Below are 25,629 nucleotides of genomic sequence, written 5' to 3' on the forward strand. Positions count from 1 at the left end.
ACGGCCCTCGTGGCTCGGCCTATGGGGCGGGATGGCAGCGCTTGCGCCTCATCGATCAGGCCGATGTCTCCGGCGAAGATCGTTGGTCCGGGATTTCCGCGCGGAGCAACTCGATCAAGCCAGGGAATCGGTGCTGGAGTTCGGCTCTGCGTAGTTGGGCCATATTGCTGTTGCCGCGATCGACCTGACGGATCAGCCCGGCCTGGCGAAGAACCCGAAAGTGGTGTGTGAGTGTCGCTTTCGATACCGGGAGGCCGAACGAACTGCAATGGCGCTCGGTGCCGTCGGGCTCGGCGAGGAGCGTGAGGATCACCTGGCGGCGATGCCGATCGGCGAGCGCGGCGAACACCGAACCGAGTTCCATCTCCTCCGGTGCGGGCTGGTCGCTGCCGGGCACGGCGAACCTCCTCCATAGGTACGTCTTGCATCGTACCTCAGTGGCCGCTAGCGTCCGAGGTATGAAAAATCTCGTACCTGATCACGCGCCCTACGCCCTCGTCGGTTTCGCCCACCCCAAACCGGAGCGCGCGGCGGAACTGCGTGAGTTGCTGTTGTCCTTCGTCGAGCCCACGCGCGCCGAAGAAGGTTCGTTGGAGTATCACTTCCACGAGGACAAGGACCGGCCGGGCACGTTCGTCTTCTACGAGGTATGGCGGTCCAAGGAAGATCTCGATCGGCATTTGGCCCTGCCGCACATGCGGGCGTTCTGGGACAAGCGCATGGACTACCTCGAACGGGATCTCGACATCCGCTGGCTGTCGATGCACAGCCCGTATCCGCGCCCGGTCGCAGGCTGACCACCTGATCGATCCGCTGCTTGACCTGGAGCGCACTCCAGCGCTTAGGGTGCGCTCATACAGGGTTGTCCAGCAGAAGGGATCACTTCATGGAGCTCGGTTTTCACATACCAATCTTCGATATCGACGGTGGCACCACCGCCATCGCCGGTGAGCTGGCAAGGGTGGGCGCGGCGGCGGAAGAATCCGGCGCGACGTGGCTGTCGTTCATGGACCACTACTTCCAGATAGAGCCGACCGGCCTGCCCGCGGAGGCGAACATGCTGGAGGGGTACACGACCCTCGGCTATCTGGCCGCGCACACTTCGCGCATCGACCTCGGACTGCTCGTCACCGGCGTGACCTACCGTCACCCCGGTCTGCTCGCCAAGATCGTCACCACCCTCGACGTCCTGTCGGGCGGTCGGGCGGTCCTCGGGATCGGCGCCGCGTGGTTCGAGCGCGAGCACCGCGGGCTCGGTGTGCCGTACCCGCCGACCGCCGAACGGTTCGAGCGGCTGGAGGAGACGCTGCGCATCTGCCGCCAGATGTGGGACCCGCAGGACAACGGGCCGTTCGACGGGAAGTACTACCAGCTGGCCGAGACGCTGTGCTCGCCGCAGCCCATCAACCGGCCGAAGGTGCTCGTCGGCGGCGGGGGAGAGCGCAAGACGCTGCGGTTGGTCGCGCAGTACGGCGACGCCTGCAATCTGTTCGGCTCCTCGCCCGGGGACGTCGAGCACAAACTCGACGTGCTGCGCAGGCATTGTGACGACGTCGGCCGCGACTATGACGAGATCCGCAAGACGATCATCGCCAACAACCCGCGGCCGAGCCCGGAAAACCGCGACGAATTCGTCCGGCAGATGGCCGACTATGCCGAACTCGGCATCGAGACGGCCATCGTCACTCCGACCACCGGCTCACCGGCGGCGTGGATAGACGGCATGGCGCCTGCCGTCCCGCAACTGGCGGAACTCGGCTGAGGTATCCGGCGCGGGCCCGGATCGCTTGCGGGATTCCGGGCCCAGCCGGTGCGCCGACCATCGGTGCGCGCCGGACGAACCGGCGGGGCAGCGGTCCTACAGTTTGTAGCCGATCCGACGCAACAGCTGCTTCCGGGCCGCCTGGTCGTCGGCATCTTCCACGCCGAGCGGCGGCGAACCGTCGATCACTCCGATGATTCCTCTGCCGAGTTCGGTTTCCGCGATCAGAACCTCGACGGGATTGGCTGTGGCGCAGTAGATTCCGCAGACCTCCGGGACCTGCTGCACGGCGTTCAGCACGTTGACGGGGTAGCCCTCGCGGAGAAAGACGATGAACGAGTGTCCCGCACCGATGTCGACCGCGTTCTTGGTGGCGAGCTCGACGAGTGCGTCGTCGTTGCCGGACCGGCGGACCAGGCGCGGTCCGGAGGCCTCGCAGAACGCCAGCCCGAAGCGCAGGTGCGGACCGACTCCGACCAGCGCCTCGTGCAGGTCTTCCACGGTCTTGATGAAATGGGACTGTCCGATGACGACGTTGAGATCATCCGGTTTGTCGATGCGCACGGCTGTCAGCTCCACAGCGACATACTGCGCCCCGACGACGTCGATTCATAGCATTTCGACATTTGTTCCGCGCGTCGCGAACGGTCCCGGGATCACCCGTCGTGGGTGCCCCCCGGCCGGAAAGGCAGGTCCACGACCAGTGCGGTGGCGTTGTCCCTTCCACCGGCCAGGAGGGCGGCATCCACCAAAGTGTTCGCGATCGTGGGAGCCGCGTCGCCCTGCGCGAGGATGGCTTTGACCGCGGCTATGCCGAGTGGCTTGTGTACGCCGTCGGTGCTCAGCAGCAGTCTGCCCGTGCTCGAGCCGGTGGCGGCGTATCCGATCGCGTCCGGCCGCACGGTGCGCGCCGAGGTGGTGACCAGATGATCCATTCGCGGGGTGGAGGCGAGCCCGCGGGTGCGGTACAGCTCGGCGACGGTGTGGTCGGTCGTGATCTGGTGCAACACTCGCCCGTTCCACCGATACGCGCGACAGTCGCCGACCCACGCCACCTCGCAGGGGCCATCGGGTTGATCGGCGGCCGGAAGCACCGCGACCACGAGCACGCTGTCGGCCGAAGGCTCCGGGACCTCGCGCAGGAGTTCCTCCTGGGCCGCGAGAATTCCCGCGCGCGCTCCGTCGGCGGCGGCGGAGCGCGCCGCCGCGGCGGCGACCGTGCGTGCCGCGCGGGCTCCGAGCAGATGATCTCCGACGCCGTCGGCGACGACGTACGCCGTCGCTCCGGTCACGGCGTCGGTCTCGATCGCCACCGCGTCGGCGTTGATCGACCGTGACGCGCGCCGACTGGCCGAAGCGCCGGTCGTTCCGCCCAGCCGCGGTGTCTGGATCCGCGGCATGCTCGCGGTGGTACCGGTAAACACGAACTGGTCTCCTCGTAGCTGGGCTCTGAGTGCTGCCGACCAGCACCCTTCAAGGACACCGCATCAGTATTTGGACTTGGCGAGAGTCCGTTGTGTGAACGCTGAGAATTCGCTCTCGATCAGGTCACGACGGGCGTCCCGGCCGGTGGCGCTGCCCGCCTTCCGGCCGGAGCAGACGCTGTCGCGTGCTGCCGCGGGCGGGCGGACGAAGGGCGCATTGATCGATCACCGCTGTACCTTGTGCCGCAGTCCACAGCGCGGGACGCATTTCGCAACATTGTTTCTGGATTCCGGCAATCGATCGGCTCACTGTTCGTTGCTCGGCGCATTTACGTTCTCTGCTGTGAAGCAGGGGTGCACGCAGCGCACAAATCACCGAAGCCGGTCACGTTTGTCCGATTTGTTCGGCTCTCGCCGCACAATTCGACCGATATCTGTGGCGACCGCAAATTCGGAGCCGTCGGCTCGTTACGTCCCAGCGCGGGTGCCCGACCGGTGCGTGTCCACGTCTGTTCGGCGCTGACGCAGCCGACAACCGCTCTGCCACAGATCAATCGACGCGCCGAGTCGGGCCGTGCAGCGGATCCGTCGGCGTCCGACAACGCGCGCCGCCCCGGGTGCAGGCGTGTTCAGGAACGGAGTACTACGTGGTTATCAGTCCCGCCGAGGACGCCTCCCTACGATTCGCGCCGCGGCTGATCCCGCCGCGCGGAGGTGTGCCCACCCCGGTGCTCGTGGTCGCCGCGATGGTCAGCATCCAGCTCGGCGCGGTCATCGCCAAGCACCTGTTCACACTCGCGTCGCCGGTAACGGTCGCGTGCGGCCGGATCGTCCTCGCGGGCGTGTTCGCCGTGCTGCTGTGGCGGCCGTCGCCGCGGCTCGAGCGCAGGGCGCTGCTGCCGGTCGCCGGGCTCGGCGTGGCCATCGCGGGCATGAACCTGTGCTTCTATGCGGCGCTGGACCGCATCCCGCTGGGCATGGCGGTGACGATCGACTTCATCGGTCCGCTCGCCGTCGCCATGATCGGGTCGCGGCGCACCCGCGACGCGCTGTGGGTGACGCTCGCCGGAGCAGGCGTTCTGCTGCTGGTCGACAGCGAAGGGCCGGTCTCGTGGACCGGGGTGCTGTTCGCGGCGGCGGCCGGTGCGGGATGGGGCGCTTACATCGCGTGCAGCGCCGTGGTGGGCAGGCACACCGCCGGACACGACGGACTGGCGTTGGCCATGGGCCTCGGCGGACTGCTCGCCGTGCCGGTGGTGGTCGCGAATGACGCTGTGGCGCTGACGGATCCGGTCTTCCTGGCGGCAGCGGCGGCGTTGGCCGTGCTCTCGTCGCTGCTGCCGCATGCCATCGAGATGGCGGCCTTGCGCCGGATGACGCCCGCGGTGTTCGGCGTCATGATGAGTTTGGAGCCCGTGGTGGCCGCGGGCGTCGGGCTGGTGTTGCTCGGCGAGCAGATGCGGGCGGCGCAGTGGTCGGGTATCGGCCTGGTGGTCGTGGCGTGCGCAGGCGTGGCGCGCGGTTCCCGTGCCGACGCCGTCGGCGATCGGGCGTATGCCGAAATGGCGGTGTCCAGCGCTGTAGACAAAACCACCTAGGTTTTCCGGATGTCGGCATCGCTCACGTATTTCCGTCGCGGCTGCCGACAGACATGATGACTAGGCAGAACGCATTCGGCACCCGACGTTTTCGCTATAGGGAGAAGTCGTCGGTGACGTAGACAACATCCGAAACTCGGTTGAATTCCCCGCCTTACCGGCGGGTACGTGATCGAATGCTCTGCAACTGATGTCGCGAACCCGTGTGATGCACCGGTTCAGTAATCCGGGAGGTTGTGGCTGTGGCCGACGCAAGCGTGCCCACGCTGCGTCCGTCCGAGCTGGAGAGGTTGGCTCAGCTCGACGAACACAACGAACTCTCCGCCGACCAGGTGCGATCGAGCTCGCAGCGGATGGGCGTGCCGGAGGAGGACCTGTGGCGGTGGCTGGAGGACCGCCGCAGTGCGTCCGCGCCCACCAGACGCATCGATGTCCCCGAGCGGCCGACCGCCCACGTCGAGGTTCCCGACCCGTCGACCGCCCACGTCGATGTATCCGACCCGACCACCACACGCGTCGATGTTCCCGACCCGCCGACCACGCGCATAGCTGTCCCTGATCCGCCGACCACCCGGATCGATGGCCCTGAGCCACCGACCAGGCACGTGGGGTATGGGGAGATCAATCACCGGCAGTCCCGCATCATCACGCTTCCCGAAGCGGCCGGAGGCGGGCTGCTGCCGCAGATCTCCGACGGGGACGTCACCACTTTCCGGGCCGATGCCTACCGGAGCCTGCCACCGGAAGAATTCGCCCGCATCGACGCCGTCTACGCCGACGGGATCCAGCTGGCCTGCCGGTGGCTGGCCGAACACACCGGGCGACCGTGCAGGCACGACCTGAACCAGAACGGCGTCGGCAGCTGGCTGGGGCCGCGCGGGGCCGGCCTGGCCGAATACATGCTCTCGGTGCTGCAACCTCGCCTCAGCGTGCCGGACCGCTTCCAACAGGGCGCCGGTTTGGTGGACGAGTGGAACGACATTCTGAGCCTGTACCGATTCCTCGGCGGCCTCGTCGCCGACAGCCCCAGCCGCGGGCACACGATCACGCGCTTGCGCGGCGCCCAAGCGGCGTTCCTGCTGCACGGGATGCGCCTGGATCTGCCGCCGGACCTGGCCTACTCGGTCGGGCCGGGGCTGACGACGGTCCCGATCGATGACGATCTGGTCGCCCGGGTCCGGGCCAGGACCGCCGATCCGGTGGACGCGGCGGCGATCGTCACCGCGCTCTTCACCGGCGCCACCGCGATGGAACTCAACGCGATCCCCTGCGTCGCGCTCGCCGCGGACGCGCTGATCTTCAACGGCCCGATCGGTTACACCCACGCTCCGGACCTGTACGTGTGGGTGATTCCGCCGTCGGCGCGCCCTCTGCTGTACGAAGCCCGCGTCCACCAGGAATCACGCCCCACACCGAACACCAAGCTGTTCGCCGGCGCCATCGGCGGAGCGGGTTTCCGCCTCCGCAGGCTCGCCGCGGCGTGCGAGGTGACGCTGCCGGATCTGTACCACTGGCATCACAGCTGGATCCGCGAAGCGGGACTGCTCCGGAAGTCGGAACAATCGACACCGGTCCGCAATACCGATCTGCTCTTCGGTCTGAAACTCGCGCCACGGCCACGCCGCCGCCGCGCACGCTGACGCCGGGGCGTCGAGCAGGTCACCCGGCGTCGTCGAGCAGATGCCGTGGTGCGGCCTGCCGCCACGAGTCGTGCACGATGGCTTCGAGTTCCTCCCGGTCGTCGAGGGCGGTCAGCCGCGCACGGACCCAGGCGTTGCCTGCTTCGTGCGCGGCGATCCAGAACTTGTCCGGTTCGGCGACGACGAGTTCGTCGCGGTCGGCGATGGGGCAGCGGACCGCCATCGAGGTCTCGGACTCGGGAAGGGTGAGGAACAGCTTGCCCGCGACCCGGAAGGTCGGCATCCCCCAGGTGAATTGTTCGGATGTCTCCGGTAGCGACAGCGCGAAGGCCCGGACATCGTCCCCGGTGAAACTCATGCACCGAATCCTGCCAGCTCGCAAGGGAAGTCTCGGACCCGGTCGGATCACGGCGGAGATCGCCCACGCGATGCCGGGCCGATCTATAGGGCACCGTGCCAACGCGGCCGTCCGCGCGTTGTGAGCTACCCAGTAATCGACTCGGCGCCACGGCGTTCGCCGTCCAGCCCCCTATCGTCTGCGCAACAGCCAGTGAGGTCGAGAGGCAGTTTCGGATGGTCGGCACGCGCGAGAAGTTGGAGCAGTTGCGGGGCACCCTCGCGATCGCCGAGGAACCTGCCGGTGCGTCCGGCATCGCGAAACGACAGAACAAAGGCATCCCCAGCGCCCGCGAGCGGGTGCGATCGCTGCTCGACCCGGGAACGTTCGTCGAGATCGGCGCACTCGCGCGCACGCCGGGAGCGCCGGACGCGAAGTACGGCGACGGAGTGGTCACCGGGCACGGTCGCATCGACGGGCGGCCGGTCGTGGTCATCGCGCACGACCAGACGGTCTACGGCGGCTCGGTCGGCGAGATGTTCGGCCGGAAGGTCGCCCACATCCTGAAGTTCGCCTTCGAGAAGGCGTGCCCGGTGGTGGCGATCAACGATTCCGGTGGCGCCCGGATCCAGGACGCGGTGACTTCGCTGGCCTGGTTCGCGCACATGAGCCGACGCCAGGAACGGCTGTCCGGGTTCGTTCCGCAGGTCTCCATCATGCTCGGCAAGTGCGCCGCCGGTTCGGTGTACGGCCCGGTGAACACCGACGTGCTCGTCGCGACCGAGAACTCCTACATGTTCGTCACCGGACCCGAGGTGATCAAGACGGTGACCGGCGAGGACGTGACCGCGGAGGAGTTGGGCGGCGCCCACGTGCAGGCGCGCAACGGCACGATCCATCACGTGACCGCCACCGAGCAGGAGGCGTTCGACTGGGCCCGCAAATACCTGAGTTACCTGCCGTCGAGCTGCCTGGAGCAGGCGCCGATCGTGAACCCGGGTCTGGAACCCGAGATCACCGCCACCGATCTCGAGCTCGAGTCGATCATCCCGGACTCCGACCGCGAGGGATACGACATGCACGAGATCCTGCTGCGCATCTTCGACGACGGCGATTTCCACGAGATCCGTTCGGCCACCGCGGCGAATCTGATCACCGGCTTCACGCGCGTGGACGGCCGCAGCGTGGGTGTCGTCGCCAACCAGCCGCTGGTTCTCGGCGGCGCGGTCGACGCGAAATGCTCTGACAAGGCAACGCATTTCATCAGGCTGTGCAATGCTTTCGGCATTCCCCTGGTGTTCGTGGTCGACACTCCCGGCGTGCTCCCCGGCGTGGAGGAGGAGCGCAACGGTGTCATCGTCCGCGGCGGTCGCGTGTTCCGCGCGATCATCGAGGCGACCGTGCCCATCATCAACGTGGTGGTGCGCAAGTCCTACGGCGGCGCGTACGGCTTCATGGCGTGCAAGCAACTCGGCGCCGACATCAGCCTCGCCTGGCCCACCGCCCGCATCGCGGTGATCGGTGCGGAGAGCGCGGTCGACATCGCGGGCAGGCGTCAGCTGTCACAAGTGCCGGAGGAGCAGCGCGCAGCCGTACGAGAGTTCATGATCGACCAGTACAACGCTACCGTGGCGACGCCGTGGATCGCGGCGGAACGCGGATACATCGACGCCGTCATCGAACCTTCCCGGACCCGGCTGGAAATACGGCACGCGCTGCAGCTCCTGCGGGACAAAGAGGCGGCTGCCGAACACAACCCGCGCAAGCACAGCCTGTACCCGATGTAGTAGCGGTTTCCCTGCCGCCGGGCCGGGTATGCGCCCGGATGGGAACGAAGGTCCGCGGTCGGAGGAGTTGCGGGCATGGACTGGTTCACCGCATCCGAATATTGGTTGAGCAGGCAGCTGCTGACTCGCGGTGTCGCAGCCGTCTATCTGATCGGCTTCGTGGTCGCCGCCCGCCAATTCCGGGCGCTGATCGGGGAGCACGGCATGCTGCCCGTGCCGCGCTGGCTGGCCCGGCGCTCCTTCCGGCGCACGCCGAGCATTTTCCATGTCCACTATTCCGACCGGTTCTTCGCCGTCGTGTCCTGGTTCGGTGCGGCGTTGGCCGCGGCGATGGTGGTCGGCGCCGCCGATCTGGTGCCGCTATGGGCAGCGATGCTGATGTGGGCGCTGCTGTGGGTGCTCTACCTGTCGATCGTCAACGTGGGGCAGGACTGGTACGCGTTCGGGTGGGAGTCACTACTGCTGGAATGCGGGTTCCTGGTGATCTTCCTCGGCAACGACCGCACCGCGCCGCCGGTGCTGGTGCTGTGGCTCGCCCGGTGGTTGCTGTTCCGGGTGGAGTTCGGCGCCGGACTGATCAAACTGCGCGGTGACCGGTGCTGGCGCGATCTGACCTGCCTGTATTACCACCACGAGACGCAGCCGATGCCGGGGCCGCTGAGCTGGTTCTTCCACCATTTGCCCAAGCCGCTGCACCGGGCGGAGGTACTGGGCAACCACTTCGCGCAGCTCGTCGTGCCCTTCGGGTTGTTCGCGCCGCAGCCGGTGGCGAGTATCGCCGCGGCCGTCGTCGTCATCACCCAGCTGTGGCTGGTGCTGTCGGGCAATTTCGCCTGGCTGAACTGGCTGACGATCGTTCTCGCGTGCAGCGCCGTGAGTGGGTCCGCGGCCTCGGCGGTGCTCCCGGTGCCCGCAGCGCCGTCGCTGCCGGGACCGCCGGCGTGGTTCACCGGCCTGGTCATCGCGTTCGCCGCGTCGGTGGTCTTCCTGAGTTACCGTCCCGCCCGCAATCTGATCTCGAGTCATCAGGCCATGAACCGGTCGTTCGACCCCTATCATTTGGTCAACACCTACGGAGCGTTCGGCAGTATCGGCCGCACCCGTTACGAGGTGGTCGTGGAAGGCACCGACGAGCCGGCCGTCACCGACCGGACGCGGTGGAAGGAATACGAGTTCAAGGGCAAGCCCGGTGATCCGCGCCGGCTCCCGCGCCAATGGGCCCCGTACCATCTGCGGCTGGACTGGCTCATGTGGTTCGCCGCCGCCTCACCGCGTTACGCGCAGTCGTGGCTGGGCCCCTTCTTGACACGACTGCTGGAAAACGACGCGGCCACGCTGCGACTGCTACGGAACAATCCGTTCCCGCAGGCCGCACCGCGCTTCGTCCGGGCGCAACTGTATCTCTACCGCTTCACCACACCTCGCGAATTGGCTCGCACCCGAGCGTGGTGGGACCGCACGCTGGTGACCCGATACGTTCCGCCCCTCTCACTGGACGACCTGCACTACCGCAGCCGTTCCGGTCGGCAATGACGCGTTGGTCGGCTCCACCGCGGGCCGAGAATCCATGCCGGACAACGGCTTGCGCTCGAAGCACACGCCGGGGGTGGCATTCGCCACAACGGGCGTGGCGACGATCGACGGAGAAACCGGGTATGCGCCCGAATGACGCAATCGACCGAAGGAGGATGTCATGTCCATCTCGGCCTCGCGCTCGCAGTATCGCGCCGCCCGCCGCGGCGGCGGCTATCCCGGCACGGAGCTGCCCGTCGAATGGACCATCGCGGCATGGGTTTTGGTGTTGACGGTGCTGAGCCTCGCGCTGGCGCTCCTGTAGGAACGCCACCCGGCGAAGAGCGGGGACCAGCTGAAGGCCCGCTTCGCTGGAGCAGGAAGCTCAGCATTGCACTCACCTACGCGGGAGCTGAGCGGCATCGTGCGCTCGAGAATACTGGCGGTGCGCTACCGATGCGGCGAAAAGTTCTGCACCGCGGCAGGGTGAGTGGACGAGGAGAAGGAGTTCGATCCGTTGGAGGAAATACTACGGCCGCTCATCGTGCTTCTCGGTACGGTGGCCATCACCGTGACGGCCGGTCTGCTGTTCGATCGCTTACTGCGTTACAGCGCACGTAGACGCCCGGGCAACCAACTTCCCACTCTGTTGCGCCGGGTGCAATTGCCTGTGCAGGTGTTGCTCGGCGCGATGGCCTTGCATGCCACCTACCCGTTGGCCCACCTGGATTTGCGCCAGGACGCGATGATCAGGACCGTCCTGGCGACGGCGGCGATCATGGCAGCGGCATGGGGCGTCATCCGTGCCGCCGACGCGGTCGCGGAGAACACGCTGCGCTCGTATGCCCGGCGCACCCAGGACATCATGCGGGTTCGGCAACTGCGCACCCAGCTCGGCCTGGTGCGCCGGATCGTCACCTCGGTCCTGGTGGTCACGACCGCCGCCGTCGTGATCCTGCTGCTGGTGCCGAGCCTGCGGACCCTGGGCACCTCGCTGCTGGCCTCGGCGGGGGTGATCGGCATCATCGCCGGTGTCGCCGCCCAGTCGACACTGAGCAACCTGATCGCCGGATTGCAGATCGCGTTCGGGGACTCGGTCAAGATCGGGGACACCGTTGTGGTGGAGGGAGAATGGGGCATCGTGGAGGAGATCACCCTCGCATTCCTCACCGTCCGGATCTGGGACGACCGCAGACTGACCATGCCGGTCTCCTATTTCAACAACAAGCCGTACGAGAACTGGTCGCGTGGCGGGCCGCAGATCACCGGTACGGTTTTCCTGTACCTGGACCACAGCACACCGGTGCCGCTTTTGCGTGAGCACTTGCAGGAGTATCTGCGAACGCGCGCGGATTGGGACGGTCGCGACTGGGGTCTGCAGGTCACCGACAGCACACCGACGAACATCGTGGTGCGCGCGACGATGTCGGCCGCCGACGCCGACGACGTGTGGAACCTGCGCTGCGCGGTCCGTGAGGAAATGCTCGACTGGCTCGGCCGCAACCACCCCTACGCCCTGCCCAAGATCTCCACCGCGATCACCGAGACCGCCACCGATCGTCATCTGGCGCTGGCGGGCGACCGCGGCGACTGAGGTTACTATCGAGTCTCCGGTCGGTCTCGGACGAGTTCCGGGACGAAGGGGGGCCGATCATGACCGAAGCAGCCGACGGGATCACAGACGACCTGTTCGCCGGAACCGCTTGGCACTACGCGCGCTACCGGCCGGACTATCCGCGGCGGTTCTTCGACGAGCTCGTCCGGCGCCTGCGTCTCGACGGTGCCGGACGCCTCCTCGATCTGGGCTGCGGCACAGGCCAACTCACCGTCCCGCTCGCGCGGCACATGGCCGACGCGGTGGGCATGGATCCCGAACCCACGATGCTCGTCGAAGCCGCCCGCCGTGCGGAAGCCGCCGGGGTTGCGAACGTCGCGTGGACGCAAGGCGGTTCGGCGGATCTACCAGCTGGGCTCGGCCGCTTCCGGCTGGTGACCATGGGCCGGTCGTTCCATTGGATGGACCGTGCGGAAGTCTTGGCGGCCCTGTCCGGCATGATCGAGGAGAACGGCGCGATCGTGCTCGCCAACGACAGCTGTCTCGTGCGTCCGGCTACGACGTGGCAGCGAGCCATCGAAGAGGTCCAGTGCCGTTTCCTGCCGCCGGAACAGTGGTCGGGTAGGACGACGCCCGCCGAGGGCCAGGAGTCGCACGAAGACATCCTGGCTCGATCGTCCTTCCCGCGTGTGCACCGGGTGGTCCACGAATTCCAGCGTTCGTGGACGATCGAGCAGGCGATCGGATACCTCTACTCCACCTCGTTGCCGCTGTACCGGCTTCTCGGTGACCGGCGGACCGCTTTCGAACAGCTGGTCACCGACACATTGCTGGCGATCGACCCGGGCGGATGTTTCATCGAACCGGTGACCCTGGAAGTGCTGACCGCGACCAGGCGCTGAGGCGAGTGCGCACCGTGGGAAGCCGGCGATCGGAGTGCGGTGCGCCGAGAGGTCAGCGGTTCGGAACGGTGTGCAGCGTTACCCCGCTCAGCCGCCCGGACTGTATCCGCGCGGTGAGATAGGTGTGTTCCGGTTGGCGGCGGCGGTCGGTGGGCGAGCCGGGATTGAGCAAGCGCAACCCGCTGTCCGCGACGCTGTCCCACGGAATGTGGCTGTGGCCGAAGACGAGTACGTCGGTATCCGGGAAGTCTTGGGCGCAGCGTTCCTCCCGGCCCTTCGCGGGTCCGGTTTCGTGCACCACCGCCAGCCGGAGTCCGTCGAGTTCGGCGCGGGCGACCTCGGGCAGCCGCGCACGCAGCTCCGGACCGTCATTGTTGCCGTAGACACCGACGAGGCGCGCGCTACGTGCCTCCAGGCGGTCCAGCAAGGCGGCCTCCACCCAGTCGCCCGCGTGCACGACCACGTCGGCGGCGTCGACCTCGCGCCAGAGCAACTCCGGCAGATCCCGCGCACGCTTGGGCACGTGCGTATCGGAGATGATGAGCAACCGCATGGTGACCGGTCTACCACGGTTGCGGCGGAGCGCCGATTGTCCCGGTCATGGGGCAGACGACGTGGCAGATTGCTTGTGTGATATCTATCACACCCCCTTGGGCTGCCCGGTCGAGATTGGACCTCCGGTCGTGGGTATGCCGGGCGTGACGGTGACGCAGTACAGCGCACCGGTGCGACAGTTTCCATCGCGTTGTCCGGGAGGGCTTGTGTCTTCGATGCTTTCGTTTCTCATGCTCATGCTGATGCTGCCGGGGATGGCGACCGTCGCTGCGTATGTGACGGTGGCGATCAGTGTGTGGCTCGAGGAGCGTCGCGACGCCGCCGACCCCGCGGTCCGGGTCGAAGCGCGCCGCTCGTAGGCTGCGGCCGGTCCGAACTCAGGGCCGGCCTATGCGCGTCACCGGCGCAACCAGCGCGTTATCCCCCGGCGGCGAGGTGTGGCCCTCCAGTCGACACCGGTGGCGGTCGCGAAGGTGGCGGCGTCGGCGGAGGTGGTCGTCTTCGGGTGATTCCGTGCCCATGCCGTGAAACGGGCGGTGAAGTCACCCTCGCACGCGTGCACCAGCAGCGGGAAACGGCGTGCCACCTCGCCGGCGCGCTTGCGCAACAGCGCCTCCGCCGCGGCGCCGACGGCCTCGGCATCGAATCCGGGCGGCACCGTGGCTCCCGCGACGAGCGCACGCACCAGCGCTGCTTGCCGCTGGGCCAGCGTCGCGTCGTCAGGCGGCCGCGCCGGTCGGGACGCGGCGCTCACGCCAGTACCGCCCTGGCGCCCGCGGTGATCGGCGGGCGGTCGACGGCGGCCGCGATGGCGTCCAGTTCATCGAGCAATTCGGCCGCGAGCGGATAGTTGCCGTCGCGCTCCAGCATGATCGGCGCCGGACGATGCGCGGTGTATTCCGCCACGAGCGCGAGAACTTCGCCGGGAACCGGGTCGGTGTGGGTGTCGTGATAGCGGCCGCCGGATTCGTGACCGCCCGCGACGTGGCAATACGCCACGTGTTCGGCGGGCAGGCGAAGGAGCTCGGCGAGCGGGTCGCGACCGCGGTTGCGGGCGTTCGCGTAGACGTTCGCGAGATCGAGCAGCAGCCATACCCCGGTGCGTTCGACGAGTTCGGACAGGAATTCCGCTTCGGTGTATTCGTCGTCGGGCCAGTCGAACAGCGTCGCGATGTTCTCCACCGCGAGCGGGACGTCGAGCGCCGCCTGGGTCCGGGCGATATTGCGGGTGAGTGCGTCCAGCGCTTCCCGGGTCCGCGGTACCGGTAGCAGGTGACCTGCCTCCAGGCCGCCCGCGCGTACGAAAGCGACGTGCTCGCTCACCAGCGGAGCCGCCACCGCCGCCGCGCAGGCCGCCAAATGCTCGACGCGATGGCCCGCGACCGGCTCCGCGCCGCCGAGCGACAGCGAGATGCCGTGCGGCACCACGGCGACGCCGCGCGCCCGCAGAGCGGCCAGTTCCCCGGGGACGGCGAGCTGCCCGGCGTGGCGGGGGTCCCGGGGTAACGACTCCGCGATGACCTCGCAGAATCCGAGCCCCGCCAAGGCGGCTATCACCCCGCAGATCTCGGGTCGCCAGCCGATACCGAGCGCGTCCGGTGGCAGCGGGCCGGGGCGCTCATCCACCGCAGCCGCCGCAGCCGCCGCCACATCCGCCGCCGTCCCCGCCACTGTCGCCCCCGCCGTCCGCACCGCCCGACGCGCTCGGCGGCGCGACTGCCTGGGCAAGTCCGGGATCGAGCGCGACGAGCGCACCGATGCCGAAAACAGCTGCCGCGAGTGCCGCGCTCTCGGCGCCATAGGTCGCGTAGGAAGGCGAATTGCTCGGCCGCAGATGCCGATTGCGCTCCGACGCGGCGTCCCGGGCACGCACACCCAGCGCGGTGAGCCGGGGCTTGCGCACCACCAACCAATAGCCGAGCGCCTGCGCGATCACCAGCACGACCAGCACCCCGACCGGGTTCCCGTGCGAAGCGCCCGCGATGATCCGCACCACGCCGAGCGCGCCGGTGACGAGAAGCGGCATGCCCGCGTCACGCAGACCGTGGCGCAGGTCGGGCCCGGGGAAGTACCCGAGGTCGACCATCCTGGCGCGCAGCGCGTCGAGCGACCCGCCGACGATCGCGCCGACGGTCTTGCGCTGCCCCGCCGCCAGCCGGTCGTACACCGACACGGTGAACGGATCCAGCTGCCCACGCTCCTGCGCGGTGAGTGCGCGAACCGGCGCGGCGCCGGAATCGATCGCGTCGACGCCGCGCAACCGCGCCATCGCCGCGAGTACGGCGTTCTGGTCGCCGTACAGCATTCCCAGCTCGGGCGAGGTCAATTCCGCGCCCGGCGCGGCGACCGCGTCGGTTTCCGGATCCGCGCCCGTCACCCGCGATCGCAGCCAGATCCCCACGAACACGGCCACCAGCACGAGCGGTATATAGACGGCGAGGAACTGCGGCCCGGAAATACCCCAGGTATCACCGGCAGCGACAAGTCCGTCCGAGCCCACCCCGATCACTTTCATCTCCCACCTCGGAATCGGTCCAACCTGCTCCAAGTATCGGGCCGCCGCGGCTCACACGCCACAGCGAATCGCCGTGGCGCGCATCGGCAGCGGTCGTGACCCGACGGCCCGGCTCACTTCACGCGGCCGAGGCCGAGTTGCTCGGAAAGCATCAGGGCGATCTCGGTCTCCAGCCGATTCACCGTCAACGGATGACCGAGCACCTCTTCGGCCCTGCGTATCCGGTAGTGGACGGTGTTCTTGTGGACGTGCATGCGCGCCGCGGCGTCGGTGAGGCTGCCGCGGGCCTCCAGATACGTCTGCACCGTCTCGCGCAGACGAGCGGTGGTCTCGTCGTCGCGCATGAGATCGCCGAGCACCCGATGGACCCACGCTCTCGTGTCGGGCAGATGGTCGATGAGCAGGCTCGCCAGCGCCACCCGGGAGTGCACGGTCAGGGGACGACCGGGGTCGGCGAGCAACGCGAGGCCACGAGCGCGCTGGGCATCGCGGAAGGTCTGCCGGAACCCGGCCAGTCCGGGGCCGGGATCGCCGATCGCGACGCGAATTCCCGGGCGGCGGCGCAGTTCTCGCTCGAGCCGGTCGGCATCCAGTGACGGTTTGCCGACCGACGATATCCACGCCCAGCAGTTCTGCTCGTCGACCAGGACCGTCAGCGGGTGTTTGCCGGTCGCGGTGGCGAGCATCGACGTACCGGCGCGCAGCAGTTCGATCGATGCCGCGCCGGGTTCGGGCACCCAGAGGACGGCGGCCATATGCCACCCCCGCAGCGAGGCGGACAACATCTCCTCCGCGGAGGCCACGTCGAGGTTCTCGGTGTCGAGCACCGCGCGGATCTGGGCCGCGCGGGTGGTGTCCGAGCGCGCGTCCCAGCGGCGTCGTTCGCTCTCGTAGATGTCGATGACACCTTCGATGACCTGGTCGATGTAGCTGTTGACCAGCACGGCGACCCGGCTGGTGGTCGCCAGGGCGAGATCGGCGGGTGTCTCGGCACGCCGGAGCGCGGCGATGGTCTGCTGCATGAACATGTGTTCGCCGAGGCGGTACGCGCGCAGCAGGGCCTCCAGGGACATCCCGTGCTGGGCGAACCGGCGAGCGTACTCGGCGGCGGCGGGCGGCACAGTGATGTCGTCGCGCGAGATGCTCAGCATGAGCATGTCGAGGATCGCGGTGAGGTTGGACGCGGTGCTGGCGATCATCAGCCGTCGCACTTCGTCGTCGTGGCGGAATTCCGGGATCACCTCGGCGAACATCGCGGTCATCTCGGCGGTCAGCCGGTCCAGATCGGCTTTGACGCGTCCGGCGACATCGCGGATGGTCGTGTCCACGTCAACGCTCATGCCGGGACCGTACCGGAACCGGCGCGGCGGCTCCGACGCATTCCGCTTTCTTTTGTGCCATCGGCACAAAGCCCGCCGAAAACTCTGGGATGCGGGCCCGTAGCCGGGTTCTCGCACCCGATCTAACTTGGATTGTAATCCCGGTCACCCCGAAGTAGGTGAGGACATAAGTGCAGCACGTTGTGGAAATTCCGGAGGTCAGGGCGACATGGAATCCGTCCGGCCCCTGTATTGCGGACGACCGCGAGCAACTCGACAATCAGACTTTCGTGAAACGGGTACGTACGGCCGCAGCCGTCCTGTACGCGAATGGCGTTCGTGAAGGCGACGTCGTCGCGGTCGTATTGTCGAATCGACTCGAATTCGTCGTCATTCTTTTCGCGGCATGGCGGCTGGGTGCCGCGGTCAGCCCCGTGAAGCCGGATTCGACCGTCGAGGAGGTGCGTTATCAGGTCGAGGACTGCCGGGCGAAGGTGGTCGTGACCGAAGGCGGACGCGAAGGTGCGACGCTGGATGTGACCGAGGTGGCCGGACCGGGCACCGAGGTCGCCGGGCCCGAATCGGCGCCGGTGGATCCAAGCGCCGCGGCGCTGATCATCTACACCAGTGGCACCACCGGGCAGCCGAAGGGCGTCGTGCTCGACCACGCCAATATCGCCGCCATGTGCGAGATGCTGGTCGGGGCACTGGCATTGAACGACACCGACCACAGCCTGCTGATCCTGCCGCTGTTCCACGTCAACGGGATCGTGGTCAGCGTCCTGTCGCCGCTGCTCGCCGGTGGCCGGGCCACGATCGCGGGCCGATTCTCGGCTTCGGCGTTCTTCGGCATCGTGGAACGTGTTCGCCCGACCTATTTTTCGGGCGTTCCCGCGATCTACGCGATGCTCGTCGCGCAGCCGGAGAGTTCGGCGCCGGACACGTCGTCGTTGCGCCGTGCGATCTGCGGAGCCGCGCCGATGCCCGCGGAACTGATCGCGCGGTTCGAAACGCGTTTCGGTGTTCCGATCGTCGAAGGCTACGGACTGTCCGAGGGTACCTGCGCGTCGACGCTGAATCCGCCCGGCGGACCGCGGAAGCCGGGCACGGTCGGGCGGCCACTGCCAGGGCAGACCGTGGCGATCATGGATGCCGACGGTCGGGTCGTGCCCGCCGGGACGAGCGGGGAAGTGGTCATCCGGGGTGCGAACGTGATGCGAGGCTATCTCGGCCGACCCGAGGCGACCGCGCACACGGTGGTCGACGGCTGGCTGCATACCGGTGACGTCGGCTATTTCGACCCGGACGGATACCTGGTGCTGGTCGACCGGATCAAGGACATGATCATCCGGGGTGGCGAGAACATCTATCCCAAGGAGATCGAGAACGTCCTGCACGCCCATCCCGCCGTTCTGGAAGCCGCGGTGGTGGGGGCGCCCGATCCGGTCCTCGGCGAGGTACCGGTCGCGCATGTGGTGACGATGCCCGGCGCGCGGGTCGATGCCGCGGATCTCGTCGAGCACTGCCGGAGAACTCTCGCCCGCGCGAAGGTTCCGGTGTCGATCGAACTCACCGAAGCGCTGCCACGGAATCCGGTCGGCAAAATCGACAAACGAAAGCTCCGCGCGCTGGTCGCCGACGCGATCGTCACCACCACATAGCAACAATCCGCTCGGCGGTGAGCGGAACTCCCATGATCCGAACCGCATTCGGCCGGGTCCTCGCATGCGCTTTATTCATCGGATAAGAAAGGTCCGAACAATGGGATTCAAAACAGCGGATTTCCCGCCCGTCGACGTGACGACGTTCCTCGATCAGCCGTTGCGGGAGCGGATGAGAACTTTGGCCCTGCATTGGGTCGAATTCGGTTTCGGCTCGCCGAGGATGATCCACACGATCTATCTGCTCAAGGTTCTGCTGGTCTCGGCGCTGGGCGGCGTCGCCGTGGCGACCTGGAGTTCCGGCGTCGGCCCGTTCTGGGATGTCGCGGCCTGGTGGAACGAGCCGATCGTCTACCAGAAGCTGGTGCTGTGGACCGTCTTGATCGAGGCGCTCGGCATCGCCGGGTCGTGGGGGCCGCTCGCGGGCAAGTTCAAGCCGATGACCGGCGGAATCATGTTCTACGCCCGCCCCGGCTCGATTCGCCTGCGGCCGTGGCGACGGGTGCCGTTCACCGGCGGTGACACCCGCACGGTGGCGGATGTGCTGCTGTACCTGGCGTTCCTCGGGACGCTCCTGGCGGCCATCGTGCTGCCCGGCGTGCCGAGCGCCTCGCTCAGCGCGGCGCTGCCGGACAACACCTCCGGCCTGGTGAATCCCGCGCTGCTCGTCGCTCCGATCGTGCTGTACGTACTGTGCGGCTTGCGGGACAAGACGATCTTCTTGACCGCGCGCGGCGAGCAGTACCTGCCCGCATTGGTGTTCTTCGCGGCGCTGCCGTTCGTCGACATGATCATCGCCGCCAAGTTGCTGATCTGCGCGGTGTGGATCGGAGCGGGCGTGTCCAAGTTCGGGCAGCACTTCACCAACGTGGTACCGCCGATGATCTCCAACAGCCCGGGCGTGCCCGCCAAGTGGATCAAGCGGCTGCACTACCGTGACTTCCCCAGGGACATCCGGCCGTCGAAGGTCGCCTCGTTCATGGCCCATGTCGGAGGCACGACCGTCGAGATCGTCACGCCGCTGGTGTTGCTGTTCTCCACCAACCACTGGCTGACCCTGGCCGGAGTGGTGCTGATGGTGGTCTTCCACGCGTTCATCACCTCGACGTTCCCGCTGGCGGTGCCGTTGGAGTGGAACGTCCTGTTCGCCTACCTGAGCATCTTCCTGTTCCTGGGCTTCCCCAACGGGGGCGGCTACGGTCTGGCCGACATCTCCTCGCCGTGGCTGGCCGTGGCGATCGTCGCGGCGCTGGTGTTCTTCCCGATCCTCGGTAATCTGCGCCCCGATCTGGTGTCGTTCCTGCCGTCGATGCGCCAGTACGCGGGCAACTGGGCCTCGGCCCTGTGGGCCTTCGCGCCCGGTGCGGAGGAGAAGCTGAACACCATCGCGCACCGGCCCACCGTGAACCAGATCGACCAGCTGCGTGCGATGGGTTACCCGCCCGAGGTCGCGGAGATCACCATGCAACAGACGATCGCGTGGCGCTCGATGCACAGCCAAGGCCGCGGCCTGTTCTCCCTGCTGTACACCCACATTCCCGACATCGATCGCTGGACCGTGCGGGAAGCGGAGTTCGGCTGCAACTCGCTGATCGGGTTCAACTTCGGCGATGGTCACCTGCACAATCTGGACCTGATCGAGGCCGTGCAGTCCCGAGTGGGATTCGCTCCGGGAGAATGGATCGTGGTGTGGGTGGAATCGCAGCCGATCCACCGCGGCGTCCAGGAGTATCAGGTCATCGACGCGGCGCTCGGCGTCGTCGAACGCGGCACCTGGCGAGTGCGCGACGCGGTCGAGGCGCAGCCGTGGCTGCCCGACGGCCCGATCCCGCACGAGGTGACGTGGCGGCGCGCGGGCTACACCGTGCCGACGCCGCTGGAGGAATCGACTCGGGTGCTCGCGCCGCAGACGGTCGGCTGACGGTCGGCCACGAGGGACGGAGAGCGACATGAGCAGCGCAGTCGTGGTCGGCGGCGGCCCCAACGGTTTGGCCGCGGCCATCACCTTGGCCCGAGCCGGTTGGGACGTCACCGTGCTGGAGGCCGCCGACGAGATCGGGGGCGGCACTCGCACCGGCGAGGCGATCGTGCCCGGTCTGCTGCACGACCACTGCTCGGCCATCCACCCGATGGCGGTCGGCTCTCCTTTCCTGCGCGGTCTCGACCTGGAGCGCTACGGATTGACCTGGGCCTGGCCGGAGATCGACTGCGCCCATCCGCTCGACGACGGCACCGCGGGCGTGCTGCTGCGCTCGGTCGCGGAGACCGCGGCCGGGCTCGGCGGTGACGGCCGTGCGTGGCGACTGCTGTTCGAGCGGACGGCGGCGGGCTACGACCGGATGAGCCCCGACATCATGCGGCCACTGCTGCGCGTGCCGCGCCACCCGGTGCGGTTGGCGCGCTTCGGGATCCCCGCCGTGGTTCCGGCCACGCTGCTCGCCGGACTGTTCCGCACCGAGCAGGCGAGGGGGTTGTTCGGCGGGGTCGCCGCGCATGCCTTCCACCCGCTGCACCGGCCGCTCAGCGCGAGCATCGGCCTCGGCATCCTCACCGCGGGCCACGCCTACGGTTGGGCGGTCGCCGCGGGTGGATCGCAACGGATCACCGACGCCATGGCGGCGGCCCTCGGCGACCTCGGCGGAAAGATCGAAACGGGCGTGCGGGTGCGGTCGGTGTCCGATCTGCCGCCGGCGGAACTGACCATGTGGGACCTGTCGCCGACCGCGGTCGCGGAGATCCTCGGCGACCGCCTGCCGCCTCGAATCCGGAAGTCGTACCAAAAGTTTCGTTACGGCCCGGGTGCCTGCAAAGTCGACTTCGCGGTGCACGGCGGCGTGCCGTGGACGGCGGAGGCGGCGCGCCGGGCGGGGACGGTGCACCTCGGCGGCACGTTCGCCGAGATCGCCGCCACCGAACGCGAGATCCATCGCGGTCGCATGCCCGAACGACCTTTCGTACTGGTCGGGCAGCAATATCTCGCCGATCCGCAACGTTCGGCGGGCGACATCCATCCGATCTGGGCATACGCCCACGTCCCGCACGGCTATCCCGGCGACGCCACGGCGGAGATCACCGCCCAGATCGAACGCTTCGCCCCCGGTTTTCGCGACCGCATAGTCGGAACCAGCGTGCGCAGCGCGGCGGAATTCGCCGAATACAACCCCAACTATGTGGGCGGCAACATCATGACCGGCGCGAAGGACATCACACAGCTGCTGTTCGGTCCGCGTAGGACCCTGCAGCCCTACGACGTAGGCGTGCCGGGTCACTACCTGTGCTCCGCGGCCACACCGCCGGGCCCAGGGGCGCACGGGATGTGCGGCGTGAATGCCGCGCAGCGGGCGCTCCGGCGCTGAAGAGCCCGGCCATCGTCTCGATCCTCGCCCTCGCCGGACGCTGCCGCGGCGACACCACCGGCTGGTCCGGGGTGACCAGCGGTTTCCCGCGGGATCACCCGGGCAATCGGTCACCATGGATGCGGAAAACACCAATGCAGCAGACACGTCGTCGAGCAGCGCACAGCGTTTCGGCCGAGTCACGGCGGATGATCTACGCCGGTTGCTGGCCACCGGCCAACCGGACGCGTACCTGGTCCTCGAGGAAGGGCAGATCAGAATCGAAGGTGCCTTCGGGTCCGAGCCGCAAGGAATGCTCATCTTGTCGCGGGCCGAACTGGCCGCCCGGATCGGAGAGGACCCGGACGCCGCCGCACTGACCGAGACCGCCGCCGAGCTGGACACCGAAGTTCGTCTCCGGGGTGCCTGAAACGTCGGCGGCCCGCGCGGCCGGCTATGGGATCTGCCGGAAATCGCTTTGCACGGTCACGCGCCGGATGGCCACGATATCGGTATGAGCATCGAACCGTGCTCGGCGCTCGCACCGGGCGTCGTGCCACCGGAACGGATCGAACTGGACGAGCTGCTGTTACGGCGATGGCAGCTGGAGGACCTGCTGCCGCGACTCGAGGCGATCAACGCCTCGTTCGACGAGATACACCCCTGGATGGACTGGCTCGCCGAACCGGCGACACTGGAGAGTCAACGCGCTTTCGGCCGGGAGACGGACGAGAGCTGGCCCAGCGCCGCACTGCCGGGCGTCGACCGTGTCGAGATCCACTGTGACGAGGCGAATGTCCGCAGTGCCGCGGTAGCCCGGCGCCTCGGCTACCGGCTGGACCGGATCGAGCCACGCGAAAAGCGTGCGCCCGCGGAGTCCGGTCGTGGGATGTACTGGGTCAAGGAGCGATGATCAGCCGCCGGTTCGCTCAGCCGGTGGCAACCGAGGCGGCGACAGGCCCGGCGGGTTCGTGGACGTCCGGGCCGAGGTCGGGTGCGTAGAGTCCGGCGATTTCGGTGGCGTATTTCTCGGCGATCACCCGGCGCCTGAGTTTCATCGTGAGGGTGACTTCGTCGCCGCCCGCTTCCCAGAAGGTGGGCAAGACGCGGAACCGCTTGACTTGCTCCACCCGCGAGAGCTTCGCATTGCCCGCGGCGATGCCTGCGGCGATCTGCTCGATGACGCCGGCGTCGGCCGACAAGGCCGCTGCCGAGCAATCGGGCAGGTCGTGCCGCGCGGCGTACGGTCCGGCGGTTTCGGCATCGAGGACGAGGAGCGCGGTGTTGTAGGGGCGGCCGTCGCCGATCACGGCGATCGCCCCGATCAGCGGCGTCGCCGCCTTGATCGCGTTCTCGATGTTGGTGGGGGACATGTTCTTCCCGGCGGAGTTGATGATCAACTCCTTCTTGCGGTCCACGACCCTGAGATATCCGGCGTCATCGATGGTGACGACGTCGCCGGTGCTCAGCCAGCCCTCGGAGTCGACGGTCTCGGCGGTCTTGCCGGGCTCACCGCGATAGCCCTTCATCACGAGCGGGCCGCGGACGTGGAGTTCACCGTCATCGGCGATCCTGGCCCGCATGCCGGGCAACAGTTTGCCCACGGTGCCGAGTCTGGCGTCGCCGGGGTGGCTGACGCTGCAGATGCAGGTGAGTTCGGACATGCCCCAGATCTCGGCGATCGGGATCCCGAGCCCGGCGAAGAATCCGAGCGTTTCGGCGGGGATCGGCGCGGCGCCGGACATCGCCCAGCGGACGCGGTCGAGACCGAGTTTCGCGCGCAGCCCGGACAGGACGAGTCGATCGGCGCGTGCCCACTCGGCGGCGACGGATTCGGGCACCGCCTCCCCGGCCGATTGATGAGCGCTGCGCTGGGCGGCGACCGCCAACGCCCACCGCAACGCGGCCTGGCGCTGCTCGTCGGGCTCGTTGGCGACCGCGAATTCGATTGCCGCTTTGAGCTTTTCCCATACCCGGGGCACGGCGCCCCAGATCGTGGGGTGCAGGTCGGCCAAGGCGGCGCCGATCCCCGTCGGATCGGCGACGCAGGTCACCTGGGTACCGAAGACCTCCTGGAAGTACAGCGCGGTCAGCCGGTCGGCGATGTGCGCGGTGGGCATGTAGGACGTGATGGTGTCCCCGAACCGGATGCCCAGCACCTGGTCGACGGCGTAGCACTCGAACATCAGGTTGGCGTGCGTGGTCTCCACCCCTTTGGGATCGCCGGTGGTGCCCGACGTGTAGATCAGCGTCGCGACGTCATCGGGCTGGACCGCGCGCCACGCGGCGCCGAAGTCGAAGTCTCGCTCGCCCCCGGCGATGACGTCAGCGACCGACAAAGTGCCCTCCGGGGCGTCGTCGACGCAGACGATGTGGTCGAGTTCGACGCCGCTCGCGCGGACCTGTTCGACATATCCGGGCTCGCAGATCAGCACGCGCACACCGGCGTTGTCCAGAACGTACGCGATCTGCTCCGGCGACGCGGTGTTGTACACGGAGAAACTGGTGGCGCCGAGATGCTGCGCCCCGACCTCCAGCGGATAGAACTCGATGCGGTTGGACATCATCAGGGCCACCGTGTCGCCGCGCCGGACGCCCAGTCCCGACAGCCCGGCGGCGATCAGACGGACCCGCGTCGCGTACTCGCGCCAGGTGAGGGTGGCGGCGTCGCCGGGAGTGCGGAGCGCGATCGCGTCGGGATCGACGGCCGCGTTGTGCTGGAAGGCGGCGGGGAGCGTGTCGAAGCGTGGAGTGCTCACGAGAGGGATTCCTTCGGGTCGGACGGCGCATGCTGCGGCCGGACCGTGCTGAGTGGAGATGCGATGGGCGACCTGGAGCCGTCGTGACCGGCATACGGCGACGGTGTCGTGCGCGCTTCGACCCTGCGCAGCAGGTCGTGCACGCGGCGGTCGTGAGTGAGTGCGCTGTCGAGCACGACATTGACCGCCCCGCGCAGCAGCGCGTAGGGCTCCCACCCTGCCGGTGCGATGGTGCGCGCGGCGCGACGCTCGATGCCGTCCGCGATGGTCCTGGCCGCTTGCGCCGCCGAGATGCGCGTGTTCAACGGCCACGGCAGCAGGTCGTCCAGCTCGCGGCCGAGTTCGTCGTGATCGAGGGTGTCGTGGGTCATCCGGGTGTCGACGATGCCGAAATAGGCGATGCCCGCCGAAGCGCCGAAGGGCGCCAGTTCCACCCGCAACGCCCGACCCAGCTGTTCGACCGCGGCTTTACTGATCATGTACGGGGCTCCCGCCATGCCGGGAGCGAACGCCGCGCACGACGACACCACGACCACATGACCTTCGGCGGCGACGACGTGGTCGAGCGCCGGGCGCACGGTGTTGAACACACCGGTGAGGTTGATGTCCATCACCCGGTCGAAGTCCTGCCCGTCGAGCGTGCGCACCGTCGCCGGGCGGGGCACCACGCCCGCATTGGCCACCACCACGTCCAAGCGGCCGAAATGGTCGGCGGCCCGGTCGACGACCGCCCGCATCGCCGAGCGATCGGCGACGTCGGCGGCGATGGCGAGGGTTCGATCGCCCAATGCGGCGGCTGCCGCGTCGACCGCGTCCCGGTCGAGATCGACCAGCACGACCGAGGCCTGCTTGTGGTGCAGCAGCGCCGCCAGTTCGCCGCCGATGCCGCGCCCCGCGCCGGTGATCAGCACGACCCTGCCCGCGACCGAATACCCGCGCCGCCCCCTGGCGATCCGGAGCATGTCGCC

26 protein-coding genes are annotated in these 25,629 nt (G+C 68.1%); 15 read left to right on the forward strand and 11 right to left on the reverse strand.

The genetic code is table 11. The features are described 5' to 3' along the window. Nucleotides 1-55: 55 nt before the first annotated feature. Nucleotides 56-397 carry a helix-turn-helix transcriptional regulator gene (locus ABZ824_RS25755; RefSeq protein ID WP_356965778.1) on the reverse strand — a complete coding sequence of 114 codons (342 nt, stop codon included), beginning with the start codon at nt 395-397 and terminating at the stop codon, nt 56-58. Nucleotides 398-458: 61 nt separating this feature from the next. On the opposite strand from ABZ824_RS25755, the gene ABZ824_RS25760 reads away from it, so the two are divergent. Beyond that, nucleotides 459-797, forward strand: coding sequence for a putative quinol monooxygenase (locus ABZ824_RS25760; protein ID WP_356965779.1), 339 nt, complete (start codon nt 459-461; stop codon nt 795-797). Between the two features lie 89 nt (nt 798-886). Then, nucleotides 887-1,762 carry an LLM class F420-dependent oxidoreductase gene (locus ABZ824_RS25765; RefSeq protein ID WP_355075366.1) on the forward strand — a complete coding sequence of 292 codons (876 nt, stop codon included), beginning with the start codon at nt 887-889 and terminating at the stop codon, nt 1,760-1,762. Between the two features lie 96 nt (nt 1,763-1,858). On the opposite strand, the gene ABZ824_RS25770 is transcribed toward ABZ824_RS25765, so the two are convergent. Both ABZ824_RS25770 and ABZ824_RS25775 read right to left on the reverse strand, forming a co-directional pair. Beyond that, nucleotides 1,859-2,341 carry an adenosine-specific kinase gene (locus ABZ824_RS25770; RefSeq protein WP_356965781.1) on the reverse strand — a complete coding sequence of 161 codons (483 nt, stop codon included), beginning with the start codon at nt 2,339-2,341 and terminating at the stop codon, nt 1,859-1,861. Nucleotides 2,342-2,418: 77 nt separating this feature from the next. Continuing rightward, nucleotides 2,419-3,186 (reverse strand): serine/threonine protein phosphatase, encoded by a 768-nt coding sequence (locus ABZ824_RS25775; RefSeq protein ID WP_356965783.1) that lies wholly within the window; start codon nt 3,184-3,186, stop codon nt 2,419-2,421. 647 nt (nt 3,187-3,833) lie between these two features. Between ABZ824_RS25775 and ABZ824_RS25780 the strand changes: the two genes are divergently transcribed. Then, entirely contained in the window at nt 3,834-4,784 is a 951-nt protein-coding gene (locus ABZ824_RS25780) for an EamA family transporter (protein ID WP_356965785.1), read from the forward strand. A 242-nt stretch (nt 4,785-5,026) separates the two neighbouring features. Continuing rightward, the gene (locus tag ABZ824_RS25785) at nt 5,027-6,424 is read left to right on the forward strand and encodes a hypothetical protein (RefSeq protein ID WP_356965787.1); all 1,398 of its coding nucleotides are present in this window, start codon (nt 5,027-5,029) and stop codon (nt 6,422-6,424) included. A gap of 19 nt (nt 6,425-6,443) precedes the next feature. On the opposite strand, the gene ABZ824_RS25790 is transcribed toward ABZ824_RS25785, so the two are convergent. Beyond that, complete coding sequence (locus tag ABZ824_RS25790) at nt 6,444-6,782, reverse strand: MmcQ/YjbR family DNA-binding protein (protein WP_355075375.1); 339 nt, start codon at nt 6,780-6,782, stop codon at nt 6,444-6,446. A gap of 215 nt (nt 6,783-6,997) precedes the next feature. Here ABZ824_RS25790 and ABZ824_RS25795 point away from each other — a divergent pair, with 215 nt between their 5' ends. The 5 genes from ABZ824_RS25795 to ABZ824_RS25815 all read left to right on the forward strand — a co-directional run bounded on the left by ABZ824_RS25795 (nt 6,998) and on the right by ABZ824_RS25815 (nt 12,517). After that, on the forward strand, nt 6,998-8,548 hold the full coding sequence (locus ABZ824_RS25795; RefSeq protein ID WP_355075377.1) for an acyl-CoA carboxylase subunit beta: 1,551 nt from the start codon (nt 6,998-7,000) through the stop codon (nt 8,546-8,548). A gap of 75 nt (nt 8,549-8,623) precedes the next feature. Next, nucleotides 8,624-10,081: a lipase maturation factor family protein gene (locus ABZ824_RS25800; RefSeq protein WP_356965790.1), complete on the forward strand. Its 1,458-nt coding sequence runs from the start codon at nt 8,624-8,626 to the stop codon at nt 10,079-10,081. A 160-nt stretch (nt 10,082-10,241) separates the two neighbouring features. Further along, nucleotides 10,242-10,385: a hypothetical protein gene (locus tag ABZ824_RS25805; protein ID WP_356965791.1), complete on the forward strand. Its 144-nt coding sequence runs from the start codon at nt 10,242-10,244 to the stop codon at nt 10,383-10,385. A 192-nt stretch (nt 10,386-10,577) separates the two neighbouring features. Then, nucleotides 10,578-11,654 carry a mechanosensitive ion channel domain-containing protein gene (locus ABZ824_RS25810; protein WP_356965793.1) on the forward strand — a complete coding sequence of 359 codons (1,077 nt, stop codon included), beginning with the start codon at nt 10,578-10,580 and terminating at the stop codon, nt 11,652-11,654. 59 nt (nt 11,655-11,713) lie between these two features. Next, nucleotides 11,714-12,517: a class I SAM-dependent methyltransferase gene (locus tag ABZ824_RS25815; RefSeq protein ID WP_356965795.1), complete on the forward strand. Its 804-nt coding sequence runs from the start codon at nt 11,714-11,716 to the stop codon at nt 12,515-12,517. 52 nt (nt 12,518-12,569) lie between these two features. On the opposite strand, the gene ABZ824_RS25820 is transcribed toward ABZ824_RS25815, so the two are convergent. Then, nucleotides 12,570-13,070 carry a metallophosphoesterase gene (locus tag ABZ824_RS25820; RefSeq protein WP_356965797.1) on the reverse strand — a complete coding sequence of 167 codons (501 nt, stop codon included), beginning with the start codon at nt 13,068-13,070 and terminating at the stop codon, nt 12,570-12,572. Nucleotides 13,071-13,278: 208 nt separating this feature from the next. Here ABZ824_RS25820 and ABZ824_RS25825 point away from each other — a divergent pair, with 208 nt between their 5' ends. Then, nucleotides 13,279-13,431: a hypothetical protein gene (locus ABZ824_RS25825; RefSeq protein ID WP_355075386.1), complete on the forward strand. Its 153-nt coding sequence runs from the start codon at nt 13,279-13,281 to the stop codon at nt 13,429-13,431. Nucleotides 13,432-13,469: 38 nt separating this feature from the next. Here the strand turns inward: ABZ824_RS25825 and ABZ824_RS25830 are convergent, their stop codons facing one another. The 4 genes from ABZ824_RS25830 to ABZ824_RS25845 form a co-directional block, all read right to left on the reverse strand. Continuing rightward, on the reverse strand, nt 13,470-13,826 hold the full coding sequence (locus ABZ824_RS25830; protein ID WP_356965799.1) for a hypothetical protein: 357 nt from the start codon (nt 13,824-13,826) through the stop codon (nt 13,470-13,472). Beyond that, a complete protein-coding gene (locus ABZ824_RS25835; protein WP_356965801.1) occupies nt 13,823-14,698 on the reverse strand; it encodes a DUF692 domain-containing protein in 876 nt (291 codons plus the stop codon). The genes ABZ824_RS25830 and ABZ824_RS25835 overlap by 4 nt, the downstream gene beginning before the upstream one ends. Continuing rightward, nucleotides 14,691-15,587 (reverse strand): TIGR04222 domain-containing membrane protein, encoded by an 897-nt coding sequence (locus ABZ824_RS25840; RefSeq protein ID WP_356965803.1) that lies wholly within the window; start codon nt 15,585-15,587, stop codon nt 14,691-14,693. Before ABZ824_RS25840 ends, ABZ824_RS25835 begins: the two co-directional genes overlap by 8 nt. A 113-nt stretch (nt 15,588-15,700) precedes the next feature. Continuing rightward, nucleotides 15,701-16,927 (reverse strand): helix-turn-helix domain-containing protein, encoded by a 1,227-nt coding sequence (locus ABZ824_RS25845; RefSeq protein WP_356965805.1) that lies wholly within the window; start codon nt 16,925-16,927, stop codon nt 15,701-15,703. A 170-nt stretch (nt 16,928-17,097) separates the two neighbouring features. Here ABZ824_RS25845 and ABZ824_RS25850 point away from each other — a divergent pair, with 170 nt between their 5' ends. The 5 genes from ABZ824_RS25850 (at nt 17,098) to ABZ824_RS25870 (ending at nt 22,815) form a co-directional block, all read left to right on the forward strand. Continuing rightward, nucleotides 17,098-18,567, forward strand: a complete 1,470-nt coding sequence (locus tag ABZ824_RS25850; RefSeq protein ID WP_356965807.1) for an AMP-binding protein — start codon at nt 17,098-17,100, stop codon at nt 18,565-18,567. A gap of 100 nt (nt 18,568-18,667) precedes the next feature. Beyond that, a complete protein-coding gene (locus ABZ824_RS25855) occupies nt 18,668-20,488 on the forward strand; it encodes a DUF3556 domain-containing protein (protein WP_356965809.1) in 1,821 nt (606 codons plus the stop codon). A gap of 28 nt (nt 20,489-20,516) precedes the next feature. Next, nucleotides 20,517-21,923: an NAD(P)/FAD-dependent oxidoreductase gene (locus ABZ824_RS25860; protein WP_356965811.1), complete on the forward strand. Its 1,407-nt coding sequence runs from the start codon at nt 20,517-20,519 to the stop codon at nt 21,921-21,923. 115 nt (nt 21,924-22,038) lie between these two features. After that, a complete protein-coding gene (locus ABZ824_RS25865; RefSeq protein ID WP_356965813.1) occupies nt 22,039-22,332 on the forward strand; it encodes a hypothetical protein in 294 nt (97 codons plus the stop codon). Between the two features lie 84 nt (nt 22,333-22,416). Then, nucleotides 22,417-22,815 (forward strand): hypothetical protein, encoded by a 399-nt coding sequence (locus ABZ824_RS25870; protein WP_356965815.1) that lies wholly within the window; start codon nt 22,417-22,419, stop codon nt 22,813-22,815. Nucleotides 22,816-22,831: 16 nt separating this feature from the next. On the opposite strand, the gene fadD11 is transcribed toward ABZ824_RS25870, so the two are convergent. Then, the gene (gene fadD11, locus ABZ824_RS25875; protein WP_356965817.1) at nt 22,832-24,661 is read right to left on the reverse strand and encodes a fatty acid--CoA ligase FadD11; all 1,830 of its coding nucleotides are present in this window, start codon (nt 24,659-24,661) and stop codon (nt 22,832-22,834) included. Then, nucleotides 24,658-25,623 (reverse strand): short-chain dehydrogenase/reductase, encoded by a 966-nt coding sequence (locus ABZ824_RS25880; protein WP_356965952.1) that lies wholly within the window; start codon nt 25,621-25,623, stop codon nt 24,658-24,660. The genes fadD11 and ABZ824_RS25880 overlap by 4 nt, the downstream gene beginning before the upstream one ends. Between the last annotated feature and the right edge of the window lie 6 nt (nt 25,624-25,629).

Source organism: Nocardia sp. NPDC047038, from assembly GCF_040644075.1.
Taxonomy (GTDB): domain Bacteria; phylum Actinomycetota; class Actinomycetes; order Mycobacteriales; family Mycobacteriaceae; genus Nocardia; species Nocardia sichangensis.

Bases quoted from the DNA above. Each gene is read 5' to 3' on its own strand.
- ABZ824_RS25865 (WP_356965813.1), top strand. From the start codon at position 22,039: ATGGATGCGGAAAACACCAATGCAGCAGACACGTCGTCGAGCAGCGCA.
- ABZ824_RS25805 (WP_356965791.1), top strand. From the start codon at position 10,242: ATGTCCATCTCGGCCTCGCGCTCGCAGTATCGCGCCGCCCGCCGCGGC.
- ABZ824_RS25760 (WP_356965779.1), top strand. From the start codon at position 459: ATGAAAAATCTCGTACCTGATCACGCGCCCTACGCCCTCGTCGGTTTC.
- ABZ824_RS25765 (WP_355075366.1), top strand. From the start codon at position 887: ATGGAGCTCGGTTTTCACATACCAATCTTCGATATCGACGGTGGCACC.
- ABZ824_RS25790 (WP_355075375.1), bottom strand. From the start codon at position 6,782: ATGAGTTTCACCGGGGACGATGTCCGGGCCTTCGCGCTGTCGCTACCG.
- ABZ824_RS25880 (WP_356965952.1), bottom strand. From the start codon at position 25,623: ATGCTCCGGATCGCCAGGGGGCGGCGCGGGTATTCGGTCGCGGGCAGG.
- ABZ824_RS25855 (WP_356965809.1), top strand. From the start codon at position 18,668: ATGGGATTCAAAACAGCGGATTTCCCGCCCGTCGACGTGACGACGTTC.
- ABZ824_RS25795 (WP_355075377.1), top strand. From the start codon at position 6,998: ATGGTCGGCACGCGCGAGAAGTTGGAGCAGTTGCGGGGCACCCTCGCG.
- ABZ824_RS25870 (WP_356965815.1), top strand. From the start codon at position 22,417: ATGAGCATCGAACCGTGCTCGGCGCTCGCACCGGGCGTCGTGCCACCG.
- ABZ824_RS25800 (WP_356965790.1), top strand. From the start codon at position 8,624: ATGGACTGGTTCACCGCATCCGAATATTGGTTGAGCAGGCAGCTGCTG.
- ABZ824_RS25840 (WP_356965803.1), bottom strand. From the start codon at position 15,587: ATGAAAGTGATCGGGGTGGGCTCGGACGGACTTGTCGCTGCCGGTGAT.
- ABZ824_RS25815 (WP_356965795.1), top strand. From the start codon at position 11,714: ATGACCGAAGCAGCCGACGGGATCACAGACGACCTGTTCGCCGGAACC.
- ABZ824_RS25860 (WP_356965811.1), top strand. From the start codon at position 20,517: ATGAGCAGCGCAGTCGTGGTCGGCGGCGGCCCCAACGGTTTGGCCGCG.
- ABZ824_RS25820 (WP_356965797.1), bottom strand. From the start codon at position 13,070: ATGCGGTTGCTCATCATCTCCGATACGCACGTGCCCAAGCGTGCGCGG.
- ABZ824_RS25845 (WP_356965805.1), bottom strand. From the start codon at position 16,927: ATGAGCGTTGACGTGGACACGACCATCCGCGATGTCGCCGGACGCGTC.